Annotated in this window: 20 protein-coding genes; 10 read left to right on the top strand and 10 right to left on the bottom strand. The window is 65.5% G+C overall.

The annotated features are described in order from the left end of the window. Nucleotides 1-3: 3 nt before the first annotated feature. The 7 genes from ACF3NP_RS10485 to ACF3NP_RS10455 form a co-directional block, all read right to left on the bottom strand. Nucleotides 4-255, bottom strand: a complete 252-nt coding sequence (locus ACF3NP_RS10485) for a toxin HicA (protein WP_181889369.1) — start codon at nucleotides 253-255, stop codon at nucleotides 4-6. 26 nt (nucleotides 256-281) lie between these two features. Continuing rightward, entirely contained in the window at nucleotides 282-1424 is a 1143-nt protein-coding gene (locus ACF3NP_RS10480; RefSeq protein WP_181889370.1) for a DUF3322 domain-containing protein, read from the bottom strand. Next, the gene (locus ACF3NP_RS10475) at nucleotides 1411-4698 is read right to left on the bottom strand and encodes an ATP-binding protein (protein ID WP_181889371.1); all 3288 of its coding nucleotides are present in this window, start codon (nucleotides 4696-4698) and stop codon (nucleotides 1411-1413) included. The genes ACF3NP_RS10480 and ACF3NP_RS10475 overlap by 14 nt, the downstream gene beginning before the upstream one ends. Continuing rightward, nucleotides 4695-5294: a DUF4194 domain-containing protein gene (locus tag ACF3NP_RS10470; RefSeq protein WP_070843844.1), complete on the bottom strand. Its 600-nt coding sequence runs from the start codon at nucleotides 5292-5294 to the stop codon at nucleotides 4695-4697. The genes ACF3NP_RS10475 and ACF3NP_RS10470 overlap by 4 nt, the downstream gene beginning before the upstream one ends. Continuing rightward, entirely contained in the window at nucleotides 5291-6757 is a 1467-nt protein-coding gene (locus ACF3NP_RS10465) for a DUF3375 domain-containing protein (protein ID WP_181889372.1), read from the bottom strand. Before ACF3NP_RS10465 ends, ACF3NP_RS10470 begins: the two co-directional genes overlap by 4 nt. Nucleotides 6758-7098: 341 nt before the next feature. Further along, nucleotides 7099-8100, bottom strand: coding sequence for a PIN domain-containing protein (locus ACF3NP_RS10460; protein WP_392398672.1), 1002 nt, complete (start codon nucleotides 8098-8100; stop codon nucleotides 7099-7101). A gap of 39 nt (nucleotides 8101-8139) precedes the next feature. Beyond that, the gene (locus tag ACF3NP_RS10455) at nucleotides 8140-8538 is read right to left on the bottom strand and encodes a hypothetical protein (protein WP_392398671.1); all 399 of its coding nucleotides are present in this window, start codon (nucleotides 8536-8538) and stop codon (nucleotides 8140-8142) included. 103 nt (nucleotides 8539-8641) lie between these two features. Between ACF3NP_RS10455 and ACF3NP_RS10450 the strand changes: the two genes are divergently transcribed. The 4 genes from ACF3NP_RS10450 to ACF3NP_RS10435 all read left to right on the top strand — a co-directional run bounded on the left by ACF3NP_RS10450 (nucleotide 8642) and on the right by ACF3NP_RS10435 (nucleotide 10761). After that, nucleotides 8642-9109, top strand: a complete 468-nt coding sequence (locus ACF3NP_RS10450) for a hypothetical protein (RefSeq protein WP_181889374.1) — start codon at nucleotides 8642-8644, stop codon at nucleotides 9107-9109. Between the two features lie 156 nt (nucleotides 9110-9265). Then, complete coding sequence (locus tag ACF3NP_RS10445) at nucleotides 9266-9622, top strand: hypothetical protein (RefSeq protein WP_181889375.1); 357 nt, start codon at nucleotides 9266-9268, stop codon at nucleotides 9620-9622. A gap of 144 nt (nucleotides 9623-9766) precedes the next feature. Beyond that, nucleotides 9767-10183, top strand: coding sequence for a membrane protein insertase YidC (locus tag ACF3NP_RS10440; protein WP_181889376.1), 417 nt, complete (start codon nucleotides 9767-9769; stop codon nucleotides 10181-10183). A 173-nt stretch (nucleotides 10184-10356) separates the two neighbouring features. Beyond that, entirely contained in the window at nucleotides 10357-10761 is a 405-nt protein-coding gene (locus ACF3NP_RS10435) for a hypothetical protein (RefSeq protein WP_181889377.1), read from the top strand. 64 nt (nucleotides 10762-10825) lie between these two features. Here the strand turns inward: ACF3NP_RS10435 and ACF3NP_RS10430 are convergent, their stop codons facing one another. The 3 genes from ACF3NP_RS10430 to ACF3NP_RS10420 all read right to left on the bottom strand — a co-directional run bounded on the left by ACF3NP_RS10430 (nucleotide 10826) and on the right by ACF3NP_RS10420 (nucleotide 14751). After that, entirely contained in the window at nucleotides 10826-11533 is a 708-nt protein-coding gene (locus tag ACF3NP_RS10430) for a hypothetical protein (RefSeq protein ID WP_181889378.1), read from the bottom strand. A 68-nt stretch (nucleotides 11534-11601) separates the two neighbouring features. Beyond that, complete coding sequence (locus ACF3NP_RS10425) at nucleotides 11602-13296, bottom strand: ATP-binding protein (RefSeq protein WP_181889379.1); 1695 nt, start codon at nucleotides 13294-13296, stop codon at nucleotides 11602-11604. A 222-nt stretch (nucleotides 13297-13518) separates the two neighbouring features. Next, entirely contained in the window at nucleotides 13519-14751 is a 1233-nt protein-coding gene (locus ACF3NP_RS10420; RefSeq protein WP_181889380.1) for a dicarboxylate/amino acid:cation symporter, read from the bottom strand. An 87-nt stretch (nucleotides 14752-14838) separates the two neighbouring features. Here ACF3NP_RS10420 and ACF3NP_RS10415 point away from each other — a divergent pair, with 87 nt between their 5' ends. The 6 genes from ACF3NP_RS10415 (at nucleotide 14839) to trpCF (ending at nucleotide 20166) form a co-directional block, all read left to right on the top strand. Next, complete coding sequence (locus ACF3NP_RS10415) at nucleotides 14839-15288, top strand: SdpI family protein (protein WP_236883438.1); 450 nt, start codon at nucleotides 14839-14841, stop codon at nucleotides 15286-15288. Between the two features lie 6 nt (nucleotides 15289-15294). Continuing rightward, nucleotides 15295-15504 carry a winged helix-turn-helix domain-containing protein gene (locus ACF3NP_RS10410; RefSeq protein WP_181889381.1) on the top strand — a complete coding sequence of 70 codons (210 nt, stop codon included), beginning with the start codon at nucleotides 15295-15297 and terminating at the stop codon, nucleotides 15502-15504. Between the two features lie 185 nt (nucleotides 15505-15689). Continuing rightward, nucleotides 15690-17192, top strand: a complete 1503-nt coding sequence (locus ACF3NP_RS10405) for an anthranilate synthase component 1 (RefSeq protein ID WP_181889382.1) — start codon at nucleotides 15690-15692, stop codon at nucleotides 17190-17192. After that, nucleotides 17189-17800, top strand: coding sequence for a glutamine amidotransferase-related protein (locus tag ACF3NP_RS10400; RefSeq protein WP_181889383.1), 612 nt, complete (start codon nucleotides 17189-17191; stop codon nucleotides 17798-17800). Before ACF3NP_RS10405 ends, ACF3NP_RS10400 begins: the two co-directional genes overlap by 4 nt. Further along, nucleotides 17793-18812, top strand: coding sequence for an anthranilate phosphoribosyltransferase (gene trpD / locus ACF3NP_RS10395; protein WP_181889384.1), 1020 nt, complete (start codon nucleotides 17793-17795; stop codon nucleotides 18810-18812). Before ACF3NP_RS10400 ends, trpD begins: the two co-directional genes overlap by 8 nt. Then, a complete protein-coding gene (gene trpCF, locus ACF3NP_RS10390; protein ID WP_181889385.1) occupies nucleotides 18736-20166 on the top strand; it encodes a bifunctional indole-3-glycerol-phosphate synthase TrpC/phosphoribosylanthranilate isomerase TrpF in 1431 nt (476 codons plus the stop codon). Before trpD ends, trpCF begins: the two co-directional genes overlap by 77 nt. Nucleotides 20167-20175 lie beyond the last annotated feature (9 nt).

The following is a 20175-nucleotide window of genomic DNA, read 5'->3' as shown; positions in this document are numbered from 1 at the left end:
CGTCTACTCCTGCTCTTCTAGCTTCTTCACCGCTGCCAGCACCTGTTTGACCTGGTACGGCTTCGCCTTTCCGCGGCGGTTCTGGATATTGACGCGCGGATCGCCAACCCAGGGTGTCTTGTATGTGTCGTGATCTCCGCCGCTGTTGGGCCGCTTCTCAAAGAAGTGGTCGCACACCTTGCGGAGATCGGCGTAACGAATGTTGTTGCCGGAACGCTGCATCGCGTCCAGGATCTTTTGGATATCGTCCCCCATGGGAACCATCAGTACCACACATAGTACTACTCCGCAGTGGGAGCACAAGGCCCCCACACCGCCGCAAACTCCGGTATCGCCAACGCCCACTCCAAGGACACGCGCTCCTGCTCCAATCGCTTCGCACCGGAGGCGACCAGGAACCGGCGGGCGCGGTCCTCGTCGTCGGTGAGGTGGGGGAGCACCCGAGTTGTGTCGCCGGGGTCGGCCACGGCGAGGTGCAGGAAGCGCTCCACCGTCTCCACATCCATGGCCACGCTGACGACGGGGACGGGGGCGCCGTCGGCAGCCAGGCGGGTGCGCAGCGCGTTCAGGATGGCGTAGCCGTCCGCATCCGCGTCGCCCCAGTACAGCACCCGGCGCGCCCCGCGCACCCACGGCAGCTCTGGAAGCGCGCCTGCGGTGTACCCGGATCCCCACACCAGCACCGCGCCCGAGCCTTCGGGAGCCTGGGGCAGCGCCAGGAACGTCTCCTTGTTCTCCACCACGATCACCAACAGACCCTCCGGCAAATCCAACGACCCGAACGGCACGGCCACGTCAACCAACCCTGGCGCGGGCGCAAGCGCGCCGTCCAAGAACCGCACGCGCACCATCCTGTCGCCCTCAGCCAAGCCCAGGTCAGACACCCCGAGCAGGCGTTGCAGCAGCCCCCGGTGGGCGGCGATCCACTTGGTGTCCAGCCCTTCGATCGGTACGGCGCGGGCGCGCAGACCCGAGGAAGGTTTCACGTGAAACCATCGCAGAGCGAGGCACAGGCGGGTGAAGTCGTCGTCCGACAACGCCAGCCACGCCGACCACGAGCGCGCCGCCCGCTCCCGGAACTCCGGCCAATCCGGGAACAGCTCAACCAACACCGCAAACCGCTCGCGGGCCAGCGCAACCTCCCCGGCGCGCCCCGCCACCTCCGCCACCCGGTCCCACCCGGTCAGCGTCACGCGCACGGGCACGTCCTGTTTGCCCAGGCCCGCCCAGGACCGGGTGGCCCATTCCACCTCCTCGGCGGGCTCCCAGGCCTGCCAGGCGCGGACGAACTCGCGGGCACCGGCCTCGTCGGCAAGCACCTGCGCGCGTGTTGGGGGATGCAAAGGAACGGAGACGGCCGAAGGTTCGTCTAGAAGCAAAAGCTCCATGTTGAACTTCACGGGCAGCTGGTCAGGCAGGCGCATGGGTATCAATGAACTCGAAGGTGGAACGCGCGACGGGGTCTTCGGTGTAGTGGACCACGATGGTGCCGTCGACGTAAGGGGAGAGGGTCTTGATTAGCTTCATCGGCGTGGCCAGCACCATGTGGAAGCCGAAGCTTTCAAACACGTCCATCGCGGTGCGGGTGAACACGGGGTCGGCGCGGTCGAAGGCCTCGTCGAGCACCACGGTGGCGTAGCGGGGCACGTCCGCGTCCACGCCCGCCAGGCGGTAACGCAGCGCCGCGGCGAGGCAGAAGAACACGAGCTTCTGCGCCTGGCCGCCGGACAAGGACGCGGAATCCACGTGCGTGTTGTGCACCGTGCCGTCGGCGTCCACCTCGTTGCCCACGAACTTCACATGCCTGCGGGTGTCCAGCACGACGGTGCGCCAACTGCGGTCCGCGCGCTCGGAGGAGCCGAGGCGGTCCATGATCTTGGCCAGGCGGTGGTAGCGCTCGATGGCGGTCTTCTCGTCCGCCTCGCTCAGGCTGCCGGCGGTCGCCTCGCGCAAGTCCTGCAGGAAGTCGCGCACGACGCGGTCGCGGTTGTCGCGGACCTCAATCTGCAGGTAGCGCCCCTCGGTGTAGGGGGAGCGACGCAGCGACGCGTTGATGGGGCCCAAGTTGGTCTCAATGTCGCCCTTCGCGCGCTGCAGCTCCTTGTAAATCGTGTTCAGGTGCATCACGGACTGGCCGTTGAGCAGGTCCAGGAAGCGGCCGCGGAACTCCGGCAGGCGGTCCGAGCGCAGCATCTCCAGCCGCGCGATGGCCTCGCCGGCGAAATCGGCCGTGGCCTGCAGCTCCGCGGACTCCGCCGACCACTGGGACTTGTAGTTGGACAGGAGGTTCACGACGGCGTTGCTGGACTCCGTGATCGTCTTCGCCGCCTGCTTCGCCTGCGCATCCAGCTGCGCGGTGACCTTGAAGGCGCTGTCGCTTAAATTCTCCGGGGTCAGGCGGCGCGTGGTGGCCGCAAGCATCGCCTCGAGCTGCTCCGCCAACGAAGGCTCAACGTCCACGTGCTCCGACTCGATCCGCTTCAGCCGCGCCTGGTCGTCCTGCAGCGCCCGCTTGGCCACGGCGAGCTCGTCGCGCACCTCGCGCAACTCCTGCTCGGTGGCCTTCAGCGTTTCAGCCGCCTCACGCCACGCCCGCTCCAGCTCCTTGGCCTCGGGGGAGGAGGTCAGCCGCTCAAGCTCCGCGCGCAGGCCAGCCAACTGCTCTTCGACGCTCGCGGTGTCCACGCTGGCCCACTCCATGCCGGCAATATCCCGAGCCTTAGCAACGTCGCTGGCCAGCGCCTCTTGCTTGCGCTGCACCTCCGCCAGGCGGTTGCCCGCCGCCGTGGTTGCGCGTTTCGCCTCCGCCAGCTCCGCGCGCAGCGCCTCCACCTTTGCGTGGTTGGATGAGCCGAGGCGGTAGTTGCGCCGCTCGCCCAGACGCAGCCGGTCGTTCTTCACGTACCGGGCGGAGCCGGTCTTATCGGCCGGGTTGCGCTCCAACCCGTCGATGGTGGCCGCGCGCTGGTCTTGCCGCTCCAGCTCGTCCACGGTGCGTACCAGGGCGTAGTCGAAGGTGCTGGCCAGCATGCGCATCAGCCACGGGCGCATCGGGTGCTCCACCACGCGCACCTTATGAAACAGGCTGAGCGGGTTCCTCGGCCCGCGCGGCACTTCCACGCCCTCGGGCACGGTGCGGTACTCGAGCCGCATCCCGAGGTGCCGCCCGTTGACCCAGCTGCTCACCTCGCGCTCGCGCTCCGCCGGCACCAAAAGGGTCGCGGCAAACCCGCCGAGCAGGCGCTGGATCACGGGTTCCCACTCGGCCTGCTCGGGCAGCACGTCGATAAGCTCGCCCACATACGGCAGCTCGCGCACCGTCAGCCCGGTATCCGCGCACAGCTGCGCGCGCACCTCCACGTAGCGCTGGTCAATGTTGGAGGAGCGGTTGCCTAACGACGCCAACTCCGCCCCCACCGACGCCTCCGCGCCAGCAAGCCTCTCGTGTTCGCTTCGGGCCTTGAACCACTCTTCGCGCAGGCGTTCTTCCTGCTCCGGCGCGGCCGCCAGCTCCGCCGATGCCTGGGCCTTCAGCTCCGCGAAGCGCTCGGTATCCAACGCCCCGTCCAGCTGCACCAGGGCCGCCAGTTCGCGCAGCTTCGCGCTCCGTACAGAAAGTTGGTGTTCCTCGCGGGCGATGTTGCGCTCGATCTCGCCCAGGCTCTGCCCGGCCACCTGCTCCCGCTGCACCGCGGCGCGCTGCACCGCCTCCTGCTGGACTTCCTTCCTCGCAGAAAGGGATTGCGCCTGCACTTCGAGGGCGGCGAGTTGGGCGGAGCTGACGTCGATACGCTCGCGCAGCTGCTTCGCCTCAATCGCGCGCCGCACGTTGGGCAGGGCGGCAGACAGCGCCGCGGTGTTCTCCTGTGTCGCCTGCGCATTCTTGAGTTTGGTGTTCAGCCCCGGCAGGGGAGCGAGCGTCTCAATCTGCTGGTGCACGTCCTCGAGCCGCTCGTACGCCTGGCGCAGGTCCTCATGCGTGGCCACGGCGTCCTCCGCAACCTGGAACGTGCCCGGTACGTCCAGCATGTAGTTGCGGAACAGCTCGTCCATGCTGGACAGGGACTTCGCGGACTGCGTGCGGTGCAGCAGCATCTGCGCTTCCTCGCTGCCGATGCCCAGCTTGGAACGGAAGCGGTTGGCAAACACGGAGTACTGCTCCGTGAACGTCACGCCGGCGGTCTTGTACTTCGCCTCCAGCTTGCGTTTGTCCAGGGAGTTCTGCAGCAGCGGCACAAACCCGTCCACGTCCACCTCGCTGGGGAAGATGCCGTAGAGCGTTTTCACCTGCGCTTCCTGCTGCTGGCCCGCGTTTAAGCGGTAGATCGCGGCGAGCGTGAGCACCTCGCTGCCGGCGCGGTAGGTCAGCGCGACGATGCTGGCGGTCGCCCCGGAGCGCAGGTACTGGCTGCGGATCTCGCCGGTGGCCGGGTCCTCGCTGCGCCGCCACGCGCCGCGGATGTAGGACACGCGGCTGCGCCCCTTGTCGCGTCCCGTTTCCTGCTGCGCCGCGGCGTTGAAACGCAGTTTCCCGGGAGGGACGAGCACGGCGGAAAAGGCGTCGATAAGCGTTGACTTGCCCGAGCCGGACGCGCCGGTGATCAAAAACCCGCGCTCGCCGACCGGGATGTCGTAGTAGCCGTCGAACGTGCCCCAGTTGACCAGCTGCACGCGCGCCAGACGGAATTGTGCTGTCACTGCTTATCCCCTTCCTGGGCCAGGCGCAGGTACTCCTCGCGCAGCGCGTGGACGGTGTCCGCGTCGAAGATGTGGCGCAGCACGGGGGAGACCTCCCAGCGGCCCTCGGTCTCCGTGTCGGTGAGCAGGCTGTACTTGCGGATGGTGTTCACCGCCGCGGTGAACCGCTTCTTAAACCCGGACTCGTCCCGGTTGTCCACCGCGCGGACGTAACTGATGGCGCCGTACAGCTCGTCTTCGCCCACCACGACGCGCTCGCCCGGGGTGGACATGCCCAGCTCGTGGCGCAGCTGCAGCAAAATCGCGGTTTGCAGGTGCGTCAGCGCCTCCGTGCGCAGCACCGGCGGCACCTTCACGTCCTCGTTGTCCGGGCGGACGTGGCGCGTGAAAGCGATGCCGGCGTCCTCGTCCACCACCAGCTCCAAGAACACGTCGTGCAGCCGCGAGCGCAGCGCCTCCGTGTCGGTGGTGATGGCGTGCCACGTCTCCTTCTTCCGGTCAGCGGTGATCAGCGGGCCTTTGAGCAGGTCCACCAGTGCGCGCCGGGTTTCCTCGGACAGGGTGCCTGTGTCGCCCGTCCACAGCGGTTCCGTCATTGCATCTCCTTTACTGCTGCCGGGTCGAAGTGCCACCGCGGGACCGTCGCTAAGCGAATGCTCCCATCCTCTTCCTCAAAGCGCACCTCTTCGCTGCCGTCCTGGCGCACCCCGTGCTTGAGGGCCAGGTACACAAGGCCCACCACCGACCCCAGGCCCTGGGTGGCGGGGTGGCGCTCGAGCACCTTGCCTATCGACGCTCCTCCGGCCCGCCCAACCGTCTCACCCACCGCCGCAATCAGCTCCTCCAAATCGATCTCGCTTTCACGTACCGCCTGGTAGAGCGCCTCCGCGTCGCCCTTTCCGGGCTCGAACGCCTCCACCTCGGTGGTGATGACCTCCGCGCCGGGGTCTGCGAGCTTGATCTGCGCCACCGAGGCGATCTGCATGCCGATGCGCTGCAAGGGGGTGTCCATCTTGTGCGTGGCCGAAAGTTCCTCGCGCTCCGCGGCGTCGGCGGCGAGCTTGCGGGTGTCGCGCAACAGCTCGATCATGCGGCGGTCCTCGGCGAACTGCTCGCTGGCCACGTAGTTGCGCAGGTTGCGGGCCAGTCGCGTCATCATGCGGTTGACCTCGTAGCCGGCGTCCTCCATGTCGCGGAACAGGGTACGGAATTGCGCGCGCTCTTCTGCCGTCATCGCCGCGTTGTCGGCGCGCTCGAGCACCTGCCCGATCCACGTGTCCAGCCACGCGCCGCGCTCCGGGTCCACCACCAGCGAGTAAAACGCGTTGAAGCTCCTGCCCGCGTCGGATTCGCCGATCAGGTCCACGCCGGCGAAGATCTCGTCCAGCACGTCGCCTCTCGAGCCCTCCGGATCCAGCAGCTGCCGGCGCAACTGCGAATTCAGCGCTTCCAGCTCGTGGCGCACGCGCGCGAAGTCGCCGGGGATCGCGCTCGCCTGGCCCAGGATGTCGCCCACCCGTTCGCGCACGGTGGCGGGGGAGGGCAGCTCGAACTCACCGCGCTCCACCTGCGCAATCTCCGCCTCGATGCGCTCACGTTCAGCCTCGAGGTGCTTCAGGCGCGAGTCAATGTCCGGGTCGGTGTCCCGCGCGAGCGCTTGGAGGGCATTGCTTATCGACGCCACCCGGCTCGCCGTCACCGCCGACCTCGGCGCACTGACCCTGTCCATCATGTGCAGGGCGGTGAGCGCTTGCTCGCTGGGCTCGAGCGTCTCGCCCGTTTCCTTGGTGCCGGACTTGCGCACCAGCCACCCGGCCTTCACCCAGTCGTTGCAGTACGCCTGGGGTGTTTTCGGCAGCTCGAAGGTGCCGCGCAGCACGGCAAAGTCGTCCGCCATGAGCTGGTAGAGCTGCTCCGCCGGCCTCGCCTCAGCGCCGCGCGGGAAGTGCTCCGCCACGACCGCCAGCAGCACCGGGGCGTTGTCCGCGTGCAACAGGCGGATCGCCGCCGACTGCTCCTTCTCACGCTTGTACGTCAGCGCCCGGGCCTGAATGGTCATGCCGGCTATCATCCCATAACCCCCTCCCACCTGCACCGAGAAACTTTTTCGCTCTACATGTAGACACACTGGGGGCGATAGTCTATATTCGCTTTTGGGCCCCTCCGCCCACGGTCCATCCCCCCGAGACCGGTTGAGCACTCACCCACCCCCCCATTTAGAGTGCGAGCAGGCGGAGGGGTTTCCGCTTGCCCAAAAACTTTCGCACCCACACAAATGGAGTGGCCCGCCACCTCGTGTTCTTAGGTGGCGGGCCGCGCTTCGAATTTCTCCGTGTCTAAGTATAAACACGGATTGATTAAAGGAAAGTTCAAATTCAAAAAGTGTGTTAAATCACACCTTTAGAAGCTGGAGCTGCCGCCCCCGGCGCTGAATCCCGAGGAAGACACGGAGCTGCTGCTCGAGGATGCCGCCTGATCCGCCTTCACGTTGGACTCGTGCCAGGCTTGCATGTGCACGTACGGGACGTACCCGCCGTACCAGAACCCGGATTCGTAGACCGCCGGCGCGGTGAGCTTCTCGCGCTGCTTGACGTCGCTGAACTGCTTCTTCCTCACCTGGTCCAGGATCACGCGGTAATCGCCGAGCACGCGCACGAAGTCGTCCACGTAGGTGGGGGAGGAGGGGTTGGCGTCCAGCGCCTCGATGCGCTGCATGAGCAGGTCCAGCTCCTGGCGCAGCCCGCTATCTTTCACCTCGCTGCGGGCGCGAAGCACGTCCTCGCGGATTGTGCTCAGGTCCGCCCGGCGCGTGGCCGGATCGCCGTGCTCGACACCGAATAGGCGGTCGATGTTGTCCTCGGCGTTGGAGACGTGGTCCACGGACTCGGCGGCGTCCGCAAGCTGTTTGCGGTGCTTGTACACGTCCTTGTCGTCGTCCATGTTGATCGTGCTCAGCCCCTGCGCGCCGTGCACCAGCTCGTTCATGCCCAGGAAGCGGTCGCGCACCTCGGCCCACTGGCGGCGCAGCGTCTCGTCCGCAAACGCCGAGGACAGCGAGTTCGCCCGCACGTCCACCTCGTCCAGGCGGCCTGCGAGGCGGGTGTACTCGTGGGTGACAAGCTCGTAGTCCTCGCGGGCTTTCGCAATTGCCTTACGACGATTGCTCCGCACCGCCACCACACCCGCACCAACCGCGGTAGCAGCGCCGAACCCGCCCATGCCAGCGCCGACGATCGCTCCGCCTCGGTCATTTTTCGCGTCGTTGAACTTCCGGTCCGAAAGCCCGTCCGCGTCCATGGCCAAGTTCGCCGTGCGGAACAGGCCGGATGGGATGTTGCCTTCCTTCACGCCGGGTTTCATGGCATCCAGCAGGGATTCGCGATACGAGTCGTCGTCAAGCATGAGCTCTTGCGTGACATCGTCGCCTCCGTAGATGAACGCCTAGCGCGGATCCAGGCCAACGCCCACAATGAGCACGCCGTCGGCGGGGCGGCCGTTTTCACCCTTGGACTGGTCGATCAGCTCGGGGTACTGCGAGCGCAGCAGCTCCTCAACGTCGTCGAGGATGTTCTCGTGGTTGGTTTTGAACACCATGTAGTGGAAATCCGTGACCACGTCGGCCGCGTTGATGTTGGCGGTGTCGCGCTGCAGGCGCTGCTCGTCCTCGGGGGTGAGGACGTCCTGCGGGTCGTCGATAGTCGCGCTCGGCGCACCGGCTGCCTGGACGGTGTAGTGGTCGCGCTCCGGGACGTCGATGGCGTTGTAGACGGCACCCGCGCCACCAAGGCCCACAAGTGTGGCGACGCCAAAGATAGCGGCAATCTCTTTCATCATTCCCATGTGTTCAGGGTAACCCCGTGTAACGCAATGTGACTGGTGGGCGATACGCTCTTTACACGTGTCAGATCACTGGCAGGTACCCGATTTACTTAAGGAGATTGCCATGAAGCGCATCGCCACCGCTGCCGTCGCAGCAACCCTGTCCCTGTCCGCACTGTCCGCCACGGCATTCGCAGCCGACGCTGACACCACCCCGGCCAAGGAGAACCAGGGCAGCTCCGCCCAGGCTGAGGGCGACCAGGCTGGCGAGAAGGTCGGCTCCTCCGAGGTGTACAAGAAGTGCAAGGAGGAGAAGAAGGCCGAGTCCGAGAAGGGCAAGGAAGCCACCGCTGGTAAGGCCGCCACCGGCAAGGACGGCGACAAGGCCGAGCCGGGCAAGGAGAAAGGCTCCACCAACGCCACCGGTGAGTGCATCCAGCAGCTCATCGACAACCCGGACACCAAGCCCGGCATCCTGGGCCTGCTGATCGGCGTCCCGGTTGCCCTCATCGCCCTGATCGGCGCAGCAGCAGCGTTCTCCGGCGCTATCCCGGGCTTCTCCCTCCCGGCCCTGCCGGGCCTGCCGATGTAATTCGGCTCGCCTGAGCTTCTTACGGTCCGCTCCCATCGTGGGGCGGGCCGTTTGTCATATCTCGGTTTGGACACATTCTGCTGAGTTGCCCTGCAGCACTTCATGGATACGTGTTCTTCTTGCTCAAGGTAACCCAACCAACACAAGGAGAACCCCATGAAGCGCATCGCCATCGCGACTCTCGCAGCAACCATGCCCCTGTCTGTCCTGGCCTCGCCGGCACATGCGGCGGAGGACGAGAAGACGTCGTCTGAGGTCTACCAGCACTGCCGTGGTCTGGTGGGCTCCGCTAATGAGAAGGAGAAGGAAGAACTGCGACAGAACGGCGGCTCCTCCAATCCGGACGCCGTGTGCATCAAGAGCATGCTCAACAGCCCGAACTACCGCGGCGGTGTCATCGCTGTCTTGGTCGGTGTCCCGCTCGCCCTTGTGGCGCTACTTGGCGCAGCATCCGCGGCTTCAGGCATGGTCCCGGGCGTTTCCCTCCCGAATATGCCGAAGCTGCCGGTATAGGGGCCCTTCTGTCTGTCCCGTCCCTGCTGGGGTGGTGCCCCTTTTTGTCTCATTTTGAAAACGATTCGCCGAATCGGTTGAAAGCGTCTTTTAGACATGTGTTAACTCTTTGACAGGTAACCAAACCTACACAAGGAGAACACTATGAAGCGCATCACGTCCGCTGCTCTCGCAGCAACCATGTCCGTGTCCGTCCTCGCTGCACCGGCGTTCGCCGCTGAAGGCGACGAGAAGATGGGTTCCTCCGAGTGGTACCAGAAGTGCCTTAAGGAGCAGAAAGAGATCCAGCAGGAGATCGACAAAGCCCGAACTCCAGAAGAGAAGGAGCGTCTCGAGAAGGCTGTTAACAAAGTCTACGAAGAAGCGGGCATCGGCAGCTCCACCGATTCCGGTGTCTGCATCAAGGGCCTGACCCACGAGGACAGCGAGTATCGCTCCTCTGCCCTGGGCGTCCTGATCGGCGTGCCGCTCGCCCTCGTTGCTCTGCTCGGCGCGGCAGCGGCGTTCTCCGGCTCCATCCCGGGCGTTTCCCTCCCGGCGATCCCGGGCCTGCCGATGTAAATCGCGCCCCCAAATAACCCGGTTCCTGCAGCGCAGGGACCGGGTTATTGTTCTGCTACGAAGCAGTACGTCAGTTCCCCCTCCGCTCACAAGCGTTTCGCAGACAGGCTCCGTAGAAAGTTTGTGATCCGGGCGAGACACCCCGGGATAAATCCGACACGAGAAGGAGAATTATGTCTGCAAACACTCGTATTGCCGCATCGGCTACCGCACTCGTGCTGGCTGCCGCCGGCCTCACCGCCTGCAACGACAGCGACGGTGACACCGACACCACCAAGGAGGTCAGCTCCTCTAGCGCCGCCACCTCCGGCGGTTCTTCCTCCGGCAGCTCCAAGTCTGGCTCCTCTGCAGGCGGTTCCTCCGCGGGTGGCTCGGTTTCTGACGGTTCCGCGGGCGGCTCCATGTCCGGCGGCTCTTCCGCGGGCGGTTCGTCCGTTGGCGGCTCCGGCGACACCGGCCTAGGCGGCGCCGAGATGACCGATTCGCCGCTCGGCGGCGCCGAGGTCTCCGACTCCCCGTTGGGCGGGGCAGAGGCTCCGGAGCAGGTTGATCCGCTGAGCCCGCAGATGACGCCGTAAGCGCGGCACCCTAAAAGGCACCGGCCCGGAGTTTCCCTTCCTCCGCGCCGGTGCTTTTTCGTATCTAGAACGGCTCCTGCACCGCGCGAGTGATCACCACGGCGTCGGCGTCGATGCGCTCGTGCAACTGCCTATCGACGTCCTCCGGTCCATCCGACGTCAACAACCACCCCGCCCACGCCTCCTTGCCGGGGGAGAAGTACCCGTCGCCCTTGCCGATGATGTTCAGCGTGGCATCGCGAAGCCACAGGGGACCGACCAGCCCCGCGTGCTCCGTACCCTCCAACGGGGCCACGTATGGCTGGTAGGCGACGGCGTTGAGGTCGGCCACGGTGTCGTCGAAAAGCTTCTGCGCAAGCAGCATGTGCTCGGGTGAGCCGAGGTAGACGATGGTGGTGAGCGACAAGGTGCCGTGCGGCTCGTCGCGGAGCGTGAGGTCGGTCAGGCCGCCGAGGCTGGCGGGGAGGTGCGTCGGCGCGTCGTGGTCCTCGAAGAAGAATTTCTCGAAGGCGTTGTCGCGGTTGGTGGTGGCGAAGTCCACGAGCGCGTTGAGCTCGTACAGCCGCATCTGGTCCGGGGCGGGCAAGTTGTCGTAGGCCGCCTGGCAGCGCAGGTCCCAGAGGGTGAACTCGTCCTCGATGGGGTGCGGGCGAGGGGAGACCGCCGAAATGACAGCGCCGCTCGTTTCGATGCGCTCGCGGTAGAGCTCGTACGCCTCCTCGAGGTCGCGCTCGTGGGCCACGAAGTGGGTGGTGACGATCTCGAAGGGCATGCGCAAGAGGGTAGTCGATTGCGCCGGGAGCGGGGTGGTGCGGGAGCCGACGATGTTTCACGTGAAACCTAGTCGGGAAGGCGGTACTTTCGGTTCCTGCTCGTCGGTGGCGCGGTAGGGACAATTTCCTCGGCGTCAACCAGGTTTCGGAGCCTGGGGCGCAAGGAATTTACACTCACTCCGAGATGGTCCGCGATATCGCGTGCTGCAGCTTCCCCAACTTCCGTGAGATAGGAAATCAGCTTTCGATCGGCTTCGTCGACTTCAGGTTCGCCAACCGCAAGGACGAAAGTGTCGCTGGAACTACCCGCCCTGAGCAGATTGCGATCGGCCAAGTCACCCAGCAGATCACGTGCATCATCACTGTCGAGCCCGATATGTTCCCGCAACTCCTTGACCGACACACCACCGAGCCCTTGAGCGATAGCCAGGGCGATCTGCTCCTGTCGCGTACTTCCTGGCGCCACGGAGGCCAGCCATTGCGAAACCTCCGGATTGAGAATTCCGAAGCGATACAAGGTGACGGTGAACTCACCAATCCTCGCATCGAATTGTGGCTGAGGCAGGCCGTAGCGTTCCATGCCCTTACGCATTCGTTGGATGCCGCTCCCTTGATTCTCCGCCACACGCATCGACCCTGAAGGAGTGGGCAGGTTGCTAAGAAGATTGGCGAGCGATGGGTTACGGCTGACCGAACGATTTTCATCGATGTTGTCCACCGTCCGGTCACTCCATAAACCACCCGGACTGTTTACCTCAACTCGATCGGGGTACACATCCACCTGGACTTGGCGACCTTGAACTTGGGGGCTGTAGTCCCTGTGCATCACCGCATTCACAATCGCCTCGCGTAACGCGATCTCGGGAATCTCGGGCTCGTCGACCATGGTCGATCCCACTTCCACTGAACGTGTTCGAAGGTTGCGCATTACCGCCTTAATTGCGTCCTCCACCGCGAGCGGCAGGGGACCGTCGCAATGGGCTCGATCCACAAACCTGGTTTCCGAGACGGACTTCTCTGGTGAAGGGTGCACAGCCACGTCGATAAACAGCTGCGGGAAAAATTGTTGAGGGTAGCGTCCGAGAGCTAAGGCGCCAGCCAGAGTTGGGAGGCCAGCCCCGTCAAGTACGTGGAGACGTTCCAAGACTTCAGCGTCACTGGTCGTCCCAAGACGGATACGAGAACCGCGTTTCTCCAGCGATTCAATTAGGCCCCTCCATGCCTGCCCATCTAAGTCGTCGAGGCCAGCCTCACTGATGGGTGAGAGTTCCGAGAGGTCTGGCGTGTACAGCGTCGTGAGCTGAAACACCTCGTAGCTAGACAGTCTCTGGTCCCCATCCAAAACCCTCTTGTACGCGCCATCCCGCAGGCCTTGAGCTGTGACATAGCAGGGCATCTGCTGGCCCAATTGTGCGTCACCCCGCATCGGATGGACCCAAACTAGGATCACCGGAGAACCATCGACCTCGTCAGTCTCAATGTCGAAACGGGGGATGGGTGTCACAGGAGGCTTCTCTTGCCCCTGGCGCAGCGCACTTATGAGTTGGTCGTTCATGCGGGCAGGATCAAACCCCGGCGCCGGACTGAAGCTACCGTCACGTTGATTTTCCTGGATACCGAGAAGAATTACTCCGCCTTTGGTGTTGGCAAAAGAGCTCACCGCTTTCCAAAACGCGGTATCGAGTTTCCCCGTTCCAGACTTCGCCTCGATACAGTGATCATCGTTCCGTTGCCGTCGCAACCGGGCCATGATGTCATCCATGCGCTGACTCATACCCTCACTTTAGCCCTACCCTTACAGTGAGGCCCCGGTTCTCCGTCTCTTTTTACAGTGAGGGCCCATTTTCCCCTCACTTTTTACAGTGACGCCGTCTCTTTTTACAGTGAGGACCCTCCCAATACAGTGACAGCCCATAGTTTCACGTGAAACACGGGCAGAAGAAAACCGCCCCGGAGGGCGGTTCAGCGCGGCAGCAGGGGACTGCTACACGGCGGTGGAGCCGGATGCGGGGGCGACCGAAGGCTCGTCGATAGGCGACTGCTTGTGCAGCTTGCCCGACGCGAACTTATTCACGATCAGCGCGACCGCGCCGTCGCCCGTGACGTTGGCGGCGGTGCCGAAGGAATCGACGACGATGTAGGACGCGATCATGAGCGAGAGCATCGAATCGTCGAAGCCGAGGTTGGACTGCAGCAGGCCCGCGGCCGCCATGATGGCGCCGCCCGGCACACCCGGGGCCGCGATCATCATGATGCCCAGCAGGAGGATGAAGCCGAAGATCTGACCGCCCGAGATGTCCAGGCTGGCCATGTAGACGATGGACAGGGCGTAGAGCATGATCTTCATCATCGAGCCGGACAGCTGGATCGTCGCGCACAGCGGGACCACGAAGCCGGCGACGTCCTCGTCCACGTTGTTCTTCAGCGTGGACTCGTAGGTGACCGGGATGGTCGCCGCCGACGATGAGGTGCCAAGCGCGGTGAAGTACGCCGGCAGCATGTTCTTCAGTGCCTTGAACGGGTTCACGCCCGCAACCACACCGGCCACGAGGTACTGCAGCAGCACGACGACCAGGGTCATAACCACGGACAGCAGCAGCACCACACCCATGGCGGCCATGGTGTCGCCGAAGTTCTCGTTCATGCCCAGGCCCAGGAAGGTGCCGAAGATGTACAGCGGAAGCAGCGGGATCACGAAGGTGACCACGACCTTGAGCACGACGTCGTTGAGCTCCTCCAGCACGTTGTAGAGGTTGTCGGACTTCACTGCGGTCATGGCCAGGCCCACCACGAACGCGAGCAGCAGCGAGGACATAATCGCCAGCGGCGGCGGCATCTCCACGGTGAAGTAGGGGGTCAGGCCGCCCTCGTCGGGGTCAGCCACGTTGGTGATCAGGTCCTTGCCCGACAACAGCTTCGGGTACAGCGCGCTACCGGTGCCCCAGGCGATCAGGCCGGAGATGACGGTGGAGCTGAACGCCACGCCCGCGGTGATGCCCAGCCACTTGCCGGCGCCGCGGCCCAGGCCCGCAATCGCGGGCGCGATGAGCGCGAAGATCAGCACCGGCACGAAGAAGCCGAGGAAGTTGGAGAACAGGCCGTTGAAGGTGATGAAGACACGGGCGAGCCAGTCCGGGAAGAACAGGCTGCACAGGAACCCGAGAATGATGGCGACAACTACCCAGAAGAGTAGCGACCCTAAGAGCTTACTTTTCATGTGTCCAGAGTAGCCGGTAATTATACAGCACAGTGCATTTTTGGGCGCTTTTCTTTCGCTTCTGCCACCGCCGTATGCTTGGAAGCCATGAGCCCGTTTGAAAATATGAGCACTCTCAACGTCGTTGTCGGCATCATCTTCATCCTGCTGACCCTGCTTCTGCTCATCCCCGGCGCGCTCGCCGCCGGAGGCAAGCTGCCGGGCAACAAGTGGTTCGGCCTCCACGTCCCGGCGGTGCGCAAAGACCGCGCGATCTGGGACCAGGCGCACAAGGTCGCTGGCCCGTTTTGGGTGCTGGCGGGCGTGGCGCTGGCGTTCGGCGCCGCGTTTTCCTTCATCGCGTCCGGCTGGATGTGGCTGCTGCCGGCGGTGGCGCTGGTGGCGGCCGTCGTCGCGGCGTCGCTCGGCGGCAACTTCGGCGCGCGTGCGGCCGCGGCCGTGGAGCAGGCGCGGGAGCAGCAGGCGGAGGAGCCCAAGCCCGCGGTGAGCATTGATGCTTTACGACGAGCCGCCGGCCACGCCGACGACCAGAAGTAGGTGCCCATGACTTGGCAAGAAGCGATCCTGGATGTGTTGCGCGAGGCGGGGGAGCCGATGGCGTACAAAGACATCGCCGCCGAGATCGTCCGCCGCGCCCTGGTGGACGCCCCGCACACGAACCCGGAGGTTGCCACCCACGCCGCCATTACCGGCCTGAAAGTGGACGGCCTAGTCGCCGCCGCCCCGCGCGGCCAATATCGCTTGCCTGAATAAATATCCCGGCGGAATTTCGGTTCCGCTATAGTTGTCCCTTGTGACGTACACGACTTCTTTCAACTGGTGGTGGCTCGCCTAACTGGCGCGCCACCTACGAAGTCACGGCCCGCCAGCTTGCACCCCAAGCGCCGCGGGCCTTTTTTCACCCTCGGTGCGACGAATACGACAGAACCGAGGACCACATGCACTACACCCACCGCGAGGTGCGCTACCACGAGGACGTGGCCAGCCTCTTCGCCCACATCGGCGGACTCGACGCGGACGATTCCGTGCTGCTCGAGTCCGCCGACATCACCACCCGCAACGGCCTGCAGTCCGTGGCGGTGCTGCGCGCGTCGGTGCGCGTGACCTGCACCGGCAACCGCGTTGAGGTTCAGCCACTCACCCCGTCGGGCAAGGTCATCGCCGCGGATCTGGGCCTGGAGGACTACCGGGTGGGGGAGGGCGTCTACGAGTTCCCCGCCTCCCACGCCGCGGACGAGCGCGAGCGCCTCACCGCCCCGTCCACCGCCGACGTGCTCCGCGCGCTGACCACCCGCGCAGGCTACGGCAACGAGGACTTCCCCTTCCTCGCCGGCGGCTTCGCCTACGACTACCTGGGCACGTTCGAGGAGCTGCCCGCCGTGGAGGCAGGCCCGAACACCTACCCGGACTTCCAGTTCGTCCTCGCCGAGGTGCTCCTGCGCGTCAACCACGAGACGTCCACGGCCTACCTCGCGGGTGTGGACGCCGCGGGTGAAGGCATCGACCTCGAGCCGCTCGCATCGCTTATCGACGGCCCCGTGCCCGCCTATCAGCCTTCCACTGGGGCGGCGGAGCGTGCCGTCGTCAAGGCGACTGTGTCCGACGCCGAGTTCCGCGCGCACGTGGAGGGGCTCAAAGAGCACATCGCGGACGGGGACATCTACCAGGTGGTGCCGGCGCGCGCGTTCACCGCGGAGTGCGCGGACGCGTTCGGGGCGTACCGCAGGCTGCGCGAGTCCAACCCTTCGCCGTACATGTTTTACCTGCGCGGACCCGGCTACGAGCTGTTCGGCGCCTCGCCGGAATCCAACCTGAAGTTCGACCACACCACCCGCCAGGTGGAGCTGTACCCGATCGCCGGCACCCGCCCGCGCGGGCTCAACCCGGACGGGACGGTCAACCACGAACTGGACACCCGCATGGAGCTTGAGCTGCGCACCGACGCCAAGGAGGTCGCCGAGCACACCATGCTGGTGGACCTGGCCCGCAACGACATGGCCCGCGTGGCCGAGCCGCGCACCCGGCGTGTGCGGGAGCTGCTGCAGGTGGACCGCTACTCCCGCGTGATGCACCTGGTCAGCCGTGTCACCGCGACGCTAGCTGAAGACCTGGACGCGCTGGACGCGTACCGCGCCTGCATGAACATGGGCACGCTCACCGGTGCCCCGAAGCTGCGCGCCACCGAGCTGCTGCGCGGGGTGGAGGGCACGCGCCGCGGCTCCTACGGCGGGGCGGTGGGCTACCTGCACGGAAGCGGCGACTTCGACACCTGCATTGTCATCCGCTCCGCGTTCGTGGCCGACGGCGTGGCCACGGTGCAGGCTGGCGCGGGCGTAGTGCGCGATTCCATCCCGCAGACGGAGGCGGACGAGACCCTGCACAAGGCCTACGCGGTGCTCCAGGCACTCGCCGCGGGCCGCGAACTGGAGGTGCACAAATGATCGTTTTGCTGGATAACCAGGACTCTTTCGTTTACAACCTCGTCGACGCGCTCGCCGGCTTCGACACCGTGGTCTACCGCAACACCGTTTCCGCCGACACGGTGCTGGGCGCGGACCCGGAGCTCATAGTGCTCTCGCCCGGCCCCGGCTACCCCGCGGACTCCGGCTGCATGATGGAGGTCATCGAGCGCGCGCAAGGCCGCATCCCCATCCTCGGCATTTGCCTGGGTTACCAGGCGCTCATCGAGCACTTCGGCGGCCGCGTCCAACCATGCGGCCCCGAGCACGGCACCTCGGTGCCCATGCGACTCACCGCTTCGCACTCGCTTTTCGACGGTCTCACGGTCGGCGGCGCCCCCGGCCAACCCGGCCTGGACGTGCCGGTTGCCCGCTACCACTCCCTGGGCGCCACAGACGCGCCTGCAGGGATCACGCCGCTGGCCTGGACGGACAACCAGATCGGCGAGGTGATCATGGCCGCCGAGACTGACGACGGCTACTCCATCGGCTTCCAGTTCCACCCCGAATCCATCCTCACCCCCGCGGGCCCGCAGCTGCTGGAGCGCTGCGTTGCCCAACTCGTACAGAAAGGACGCGACAATGGCTGAGCACGTAGAGATTTTCCGACGCTTCATCAACAACCCCGAGCCCACCCTGGAGGAGGCTGTTGAGGCGTTCACCCCGCTGACCGTCGGCGACTACGACGACGTCCACATCGCGGCGCTTCTGGCCACCATCCGTACCCGCGGCGAGACCTTCGCCGACATCGCGGGCGCGGCCAAGGCGTTCCTTGCCGCGGGCCGCCCGTTCCCGGTGACGGGGGAGGGGATCATGGACACCGCGGGCACCGGCGGCGACGGCGCGAACACCATCAACATCACCACCGCCGCCTCCCTCGTCGCGGCCGCCGGCGGGGTGAAGATGATCAAGTGCGGCAATCGCTCGGTGTCCTCCAAGTCCGGCTCGGCCGACGTGCTGGAGGCGCTGAACATCCCGCTGGATCTGGATCCTGATCGCGCGGTGCGCCAGTTCGAGTCCTCGAACTTCACCTTCCTGTTCGCCCCGGCGTACAATCCTGCTATCGCCTTCGTGCAGCCGGTGCGTAAAAAACTCGGCGTGAGCACGCTTTTTAACACGATGGGCCCATTATTGAGTCCCGCACGACCGGAGTTCCAAATTATGGGTATCGCAAACCCTGGGTTGGGACCAACTATTGCGGAGACCATGAAAACGCTCGGGCGATCCCGCGCGCTCGTCGTCCACGGCGCCGGCACCGACGAGATCGCGGTCCACGGCAACACCCTCGTCTGGGAGCTCAAGGACGGCGAGATCTCGCACTATACGGTGGCGCCGGCGGAGCTTGGCGTCGATAAGCATACGCTCGAGGACCTCCGCGGGGGCGACGGCGAGGAGAACGCCGCGGCCATGCGCGCGACGTTTGCGGGGGAGGGGCCGGCCGCGCACCGCGACGCCGTGGCCGTGAACGCCGGCGCGATGTTCTACCTCTACGGCATGGCGGACTCGCTCGCCGAGGGCACCGCGCATGCGAAGCAATTGCTTGCCGACGGCTCCGTGTCCCAGTGGCTGCGCACTCACGAGGAGGCGGACTACAGTGGCTAGAATTTTGACTGAAATTGTGGCGAACCGTAAACGTCACATTGACGGAATACGTGAGCGTGTGGGTCACGTTAGTTTCGACACGTTACGGTATTCCGAGCGGTCGCTATACGATGCCCTGGCCGCCCCCGGCACCTCCTACATCATGGAGTGCAAGTCCGCCTCGCCCTCGCTCGGCACCATCCGCGAGGACTACAAGCCGGGGGAGATCGCGAGCGTGTACTCGCGCTACGCCTCGGCGATCTCCGTGCTGTGCGAGCCCGACTACTTCGGCGGGGACTACGACCACCTCGCCACCGTCGCCGCCACCACGCACCTGCCGGTGCTGTGCAAGGACTTCATCGTCGACGAGGTGCAGATCTACGCCGCCCGCTACTTCGGAGCGGACGCGGTGCTGCTGATGCTGTCGGTGCTGTCCGACGAGGAGTACGCGCACCTCGCGTCCGTTGCGGAGTCTTTGCGCATGGACGTGCTCACTGAGGTCATCGACGAGGACGAGGCGGCACGGGCCTCGCGGTTGGGCGCGAAGATCTTCGGCGTGAACCACCGCAACCTGCACGACCTATCCATCGACCTCGACCGCTCCGCGCGCCTGGCCGCGCTCGCGCCGGACGGGGCAGTGGTGGTTGCCGAGTCCGGCATCCGCGACGCCGCGACCGTCCGTAGGCTCGGCGGGCACTCCGACGGATTCCTCGTCGGCTCGCAGCTGACCTCCCAGCCGGACATCGACCGCGCCTGCCGCGAACTGGTCTACGGGCCGAACAAGGTCTGCGGCCTGCGCTCGGCATCCGCGGCCCAGACAGCGAAGGCGGCGGGCGCGGTGTACGGCGGCCTAATCTTCGAGGAGGCCTCTCCGCGCAATGTTTCACGTGAAACGGCCGCAGAGATCATCGCCGCGGAGCCGGGCCTGGACTACGTTGCGGTGTCGCGCCGCACCGAAGGCTACGACGAACTGGTCCAGCCCGGCATCACCGCCGTACAGGTCCACGCCCCGTACCAGGGCTCGCTCGAGGCGGAGCGCGCGTTGATCGAGCGCGTCCGCGGCGAGCTCGACGTCCAGGTGTGGCGCGCTGTCGACATGACGGGGCCAAACGATGCGGCGGGGGTGGCGGAGCTCGTCGACAAGCTAGTGCTCGATTCCGGCGCCGGCGGGACGGGGGAGCGGTTCGACTGGTCCCGCATCCCCACCACCGGTGCGCTGCTCGCCGGTGGGCTGACGCCCGACAACCTCGCCGACGCGCTGCGCACCGGCTGCACCGGCCTCGACCTCAACTCCGGCTTCGAAGACCCCCGCGGACACAAGGACGCCGCCGCATTGCGACGCGGCTTCGCCACCATCCGCGACTTCCACAATTAAGGACTGACA

Source organism: Corynebacterium lehmanniae (genome assembly GCF_043161975.1).
Taxonomy (GTDB): Bacteria; Actinomycetota; Actinomycetes; order Mycobacteriales; family Mycobacteriaceae; genus Corynebacterium; species Corynebacterium lehmanniae.
Note: the sequence above shows the minus strand (reverse complement) of the source record. Positions and strands in the feature narration are given on the sequence as shown.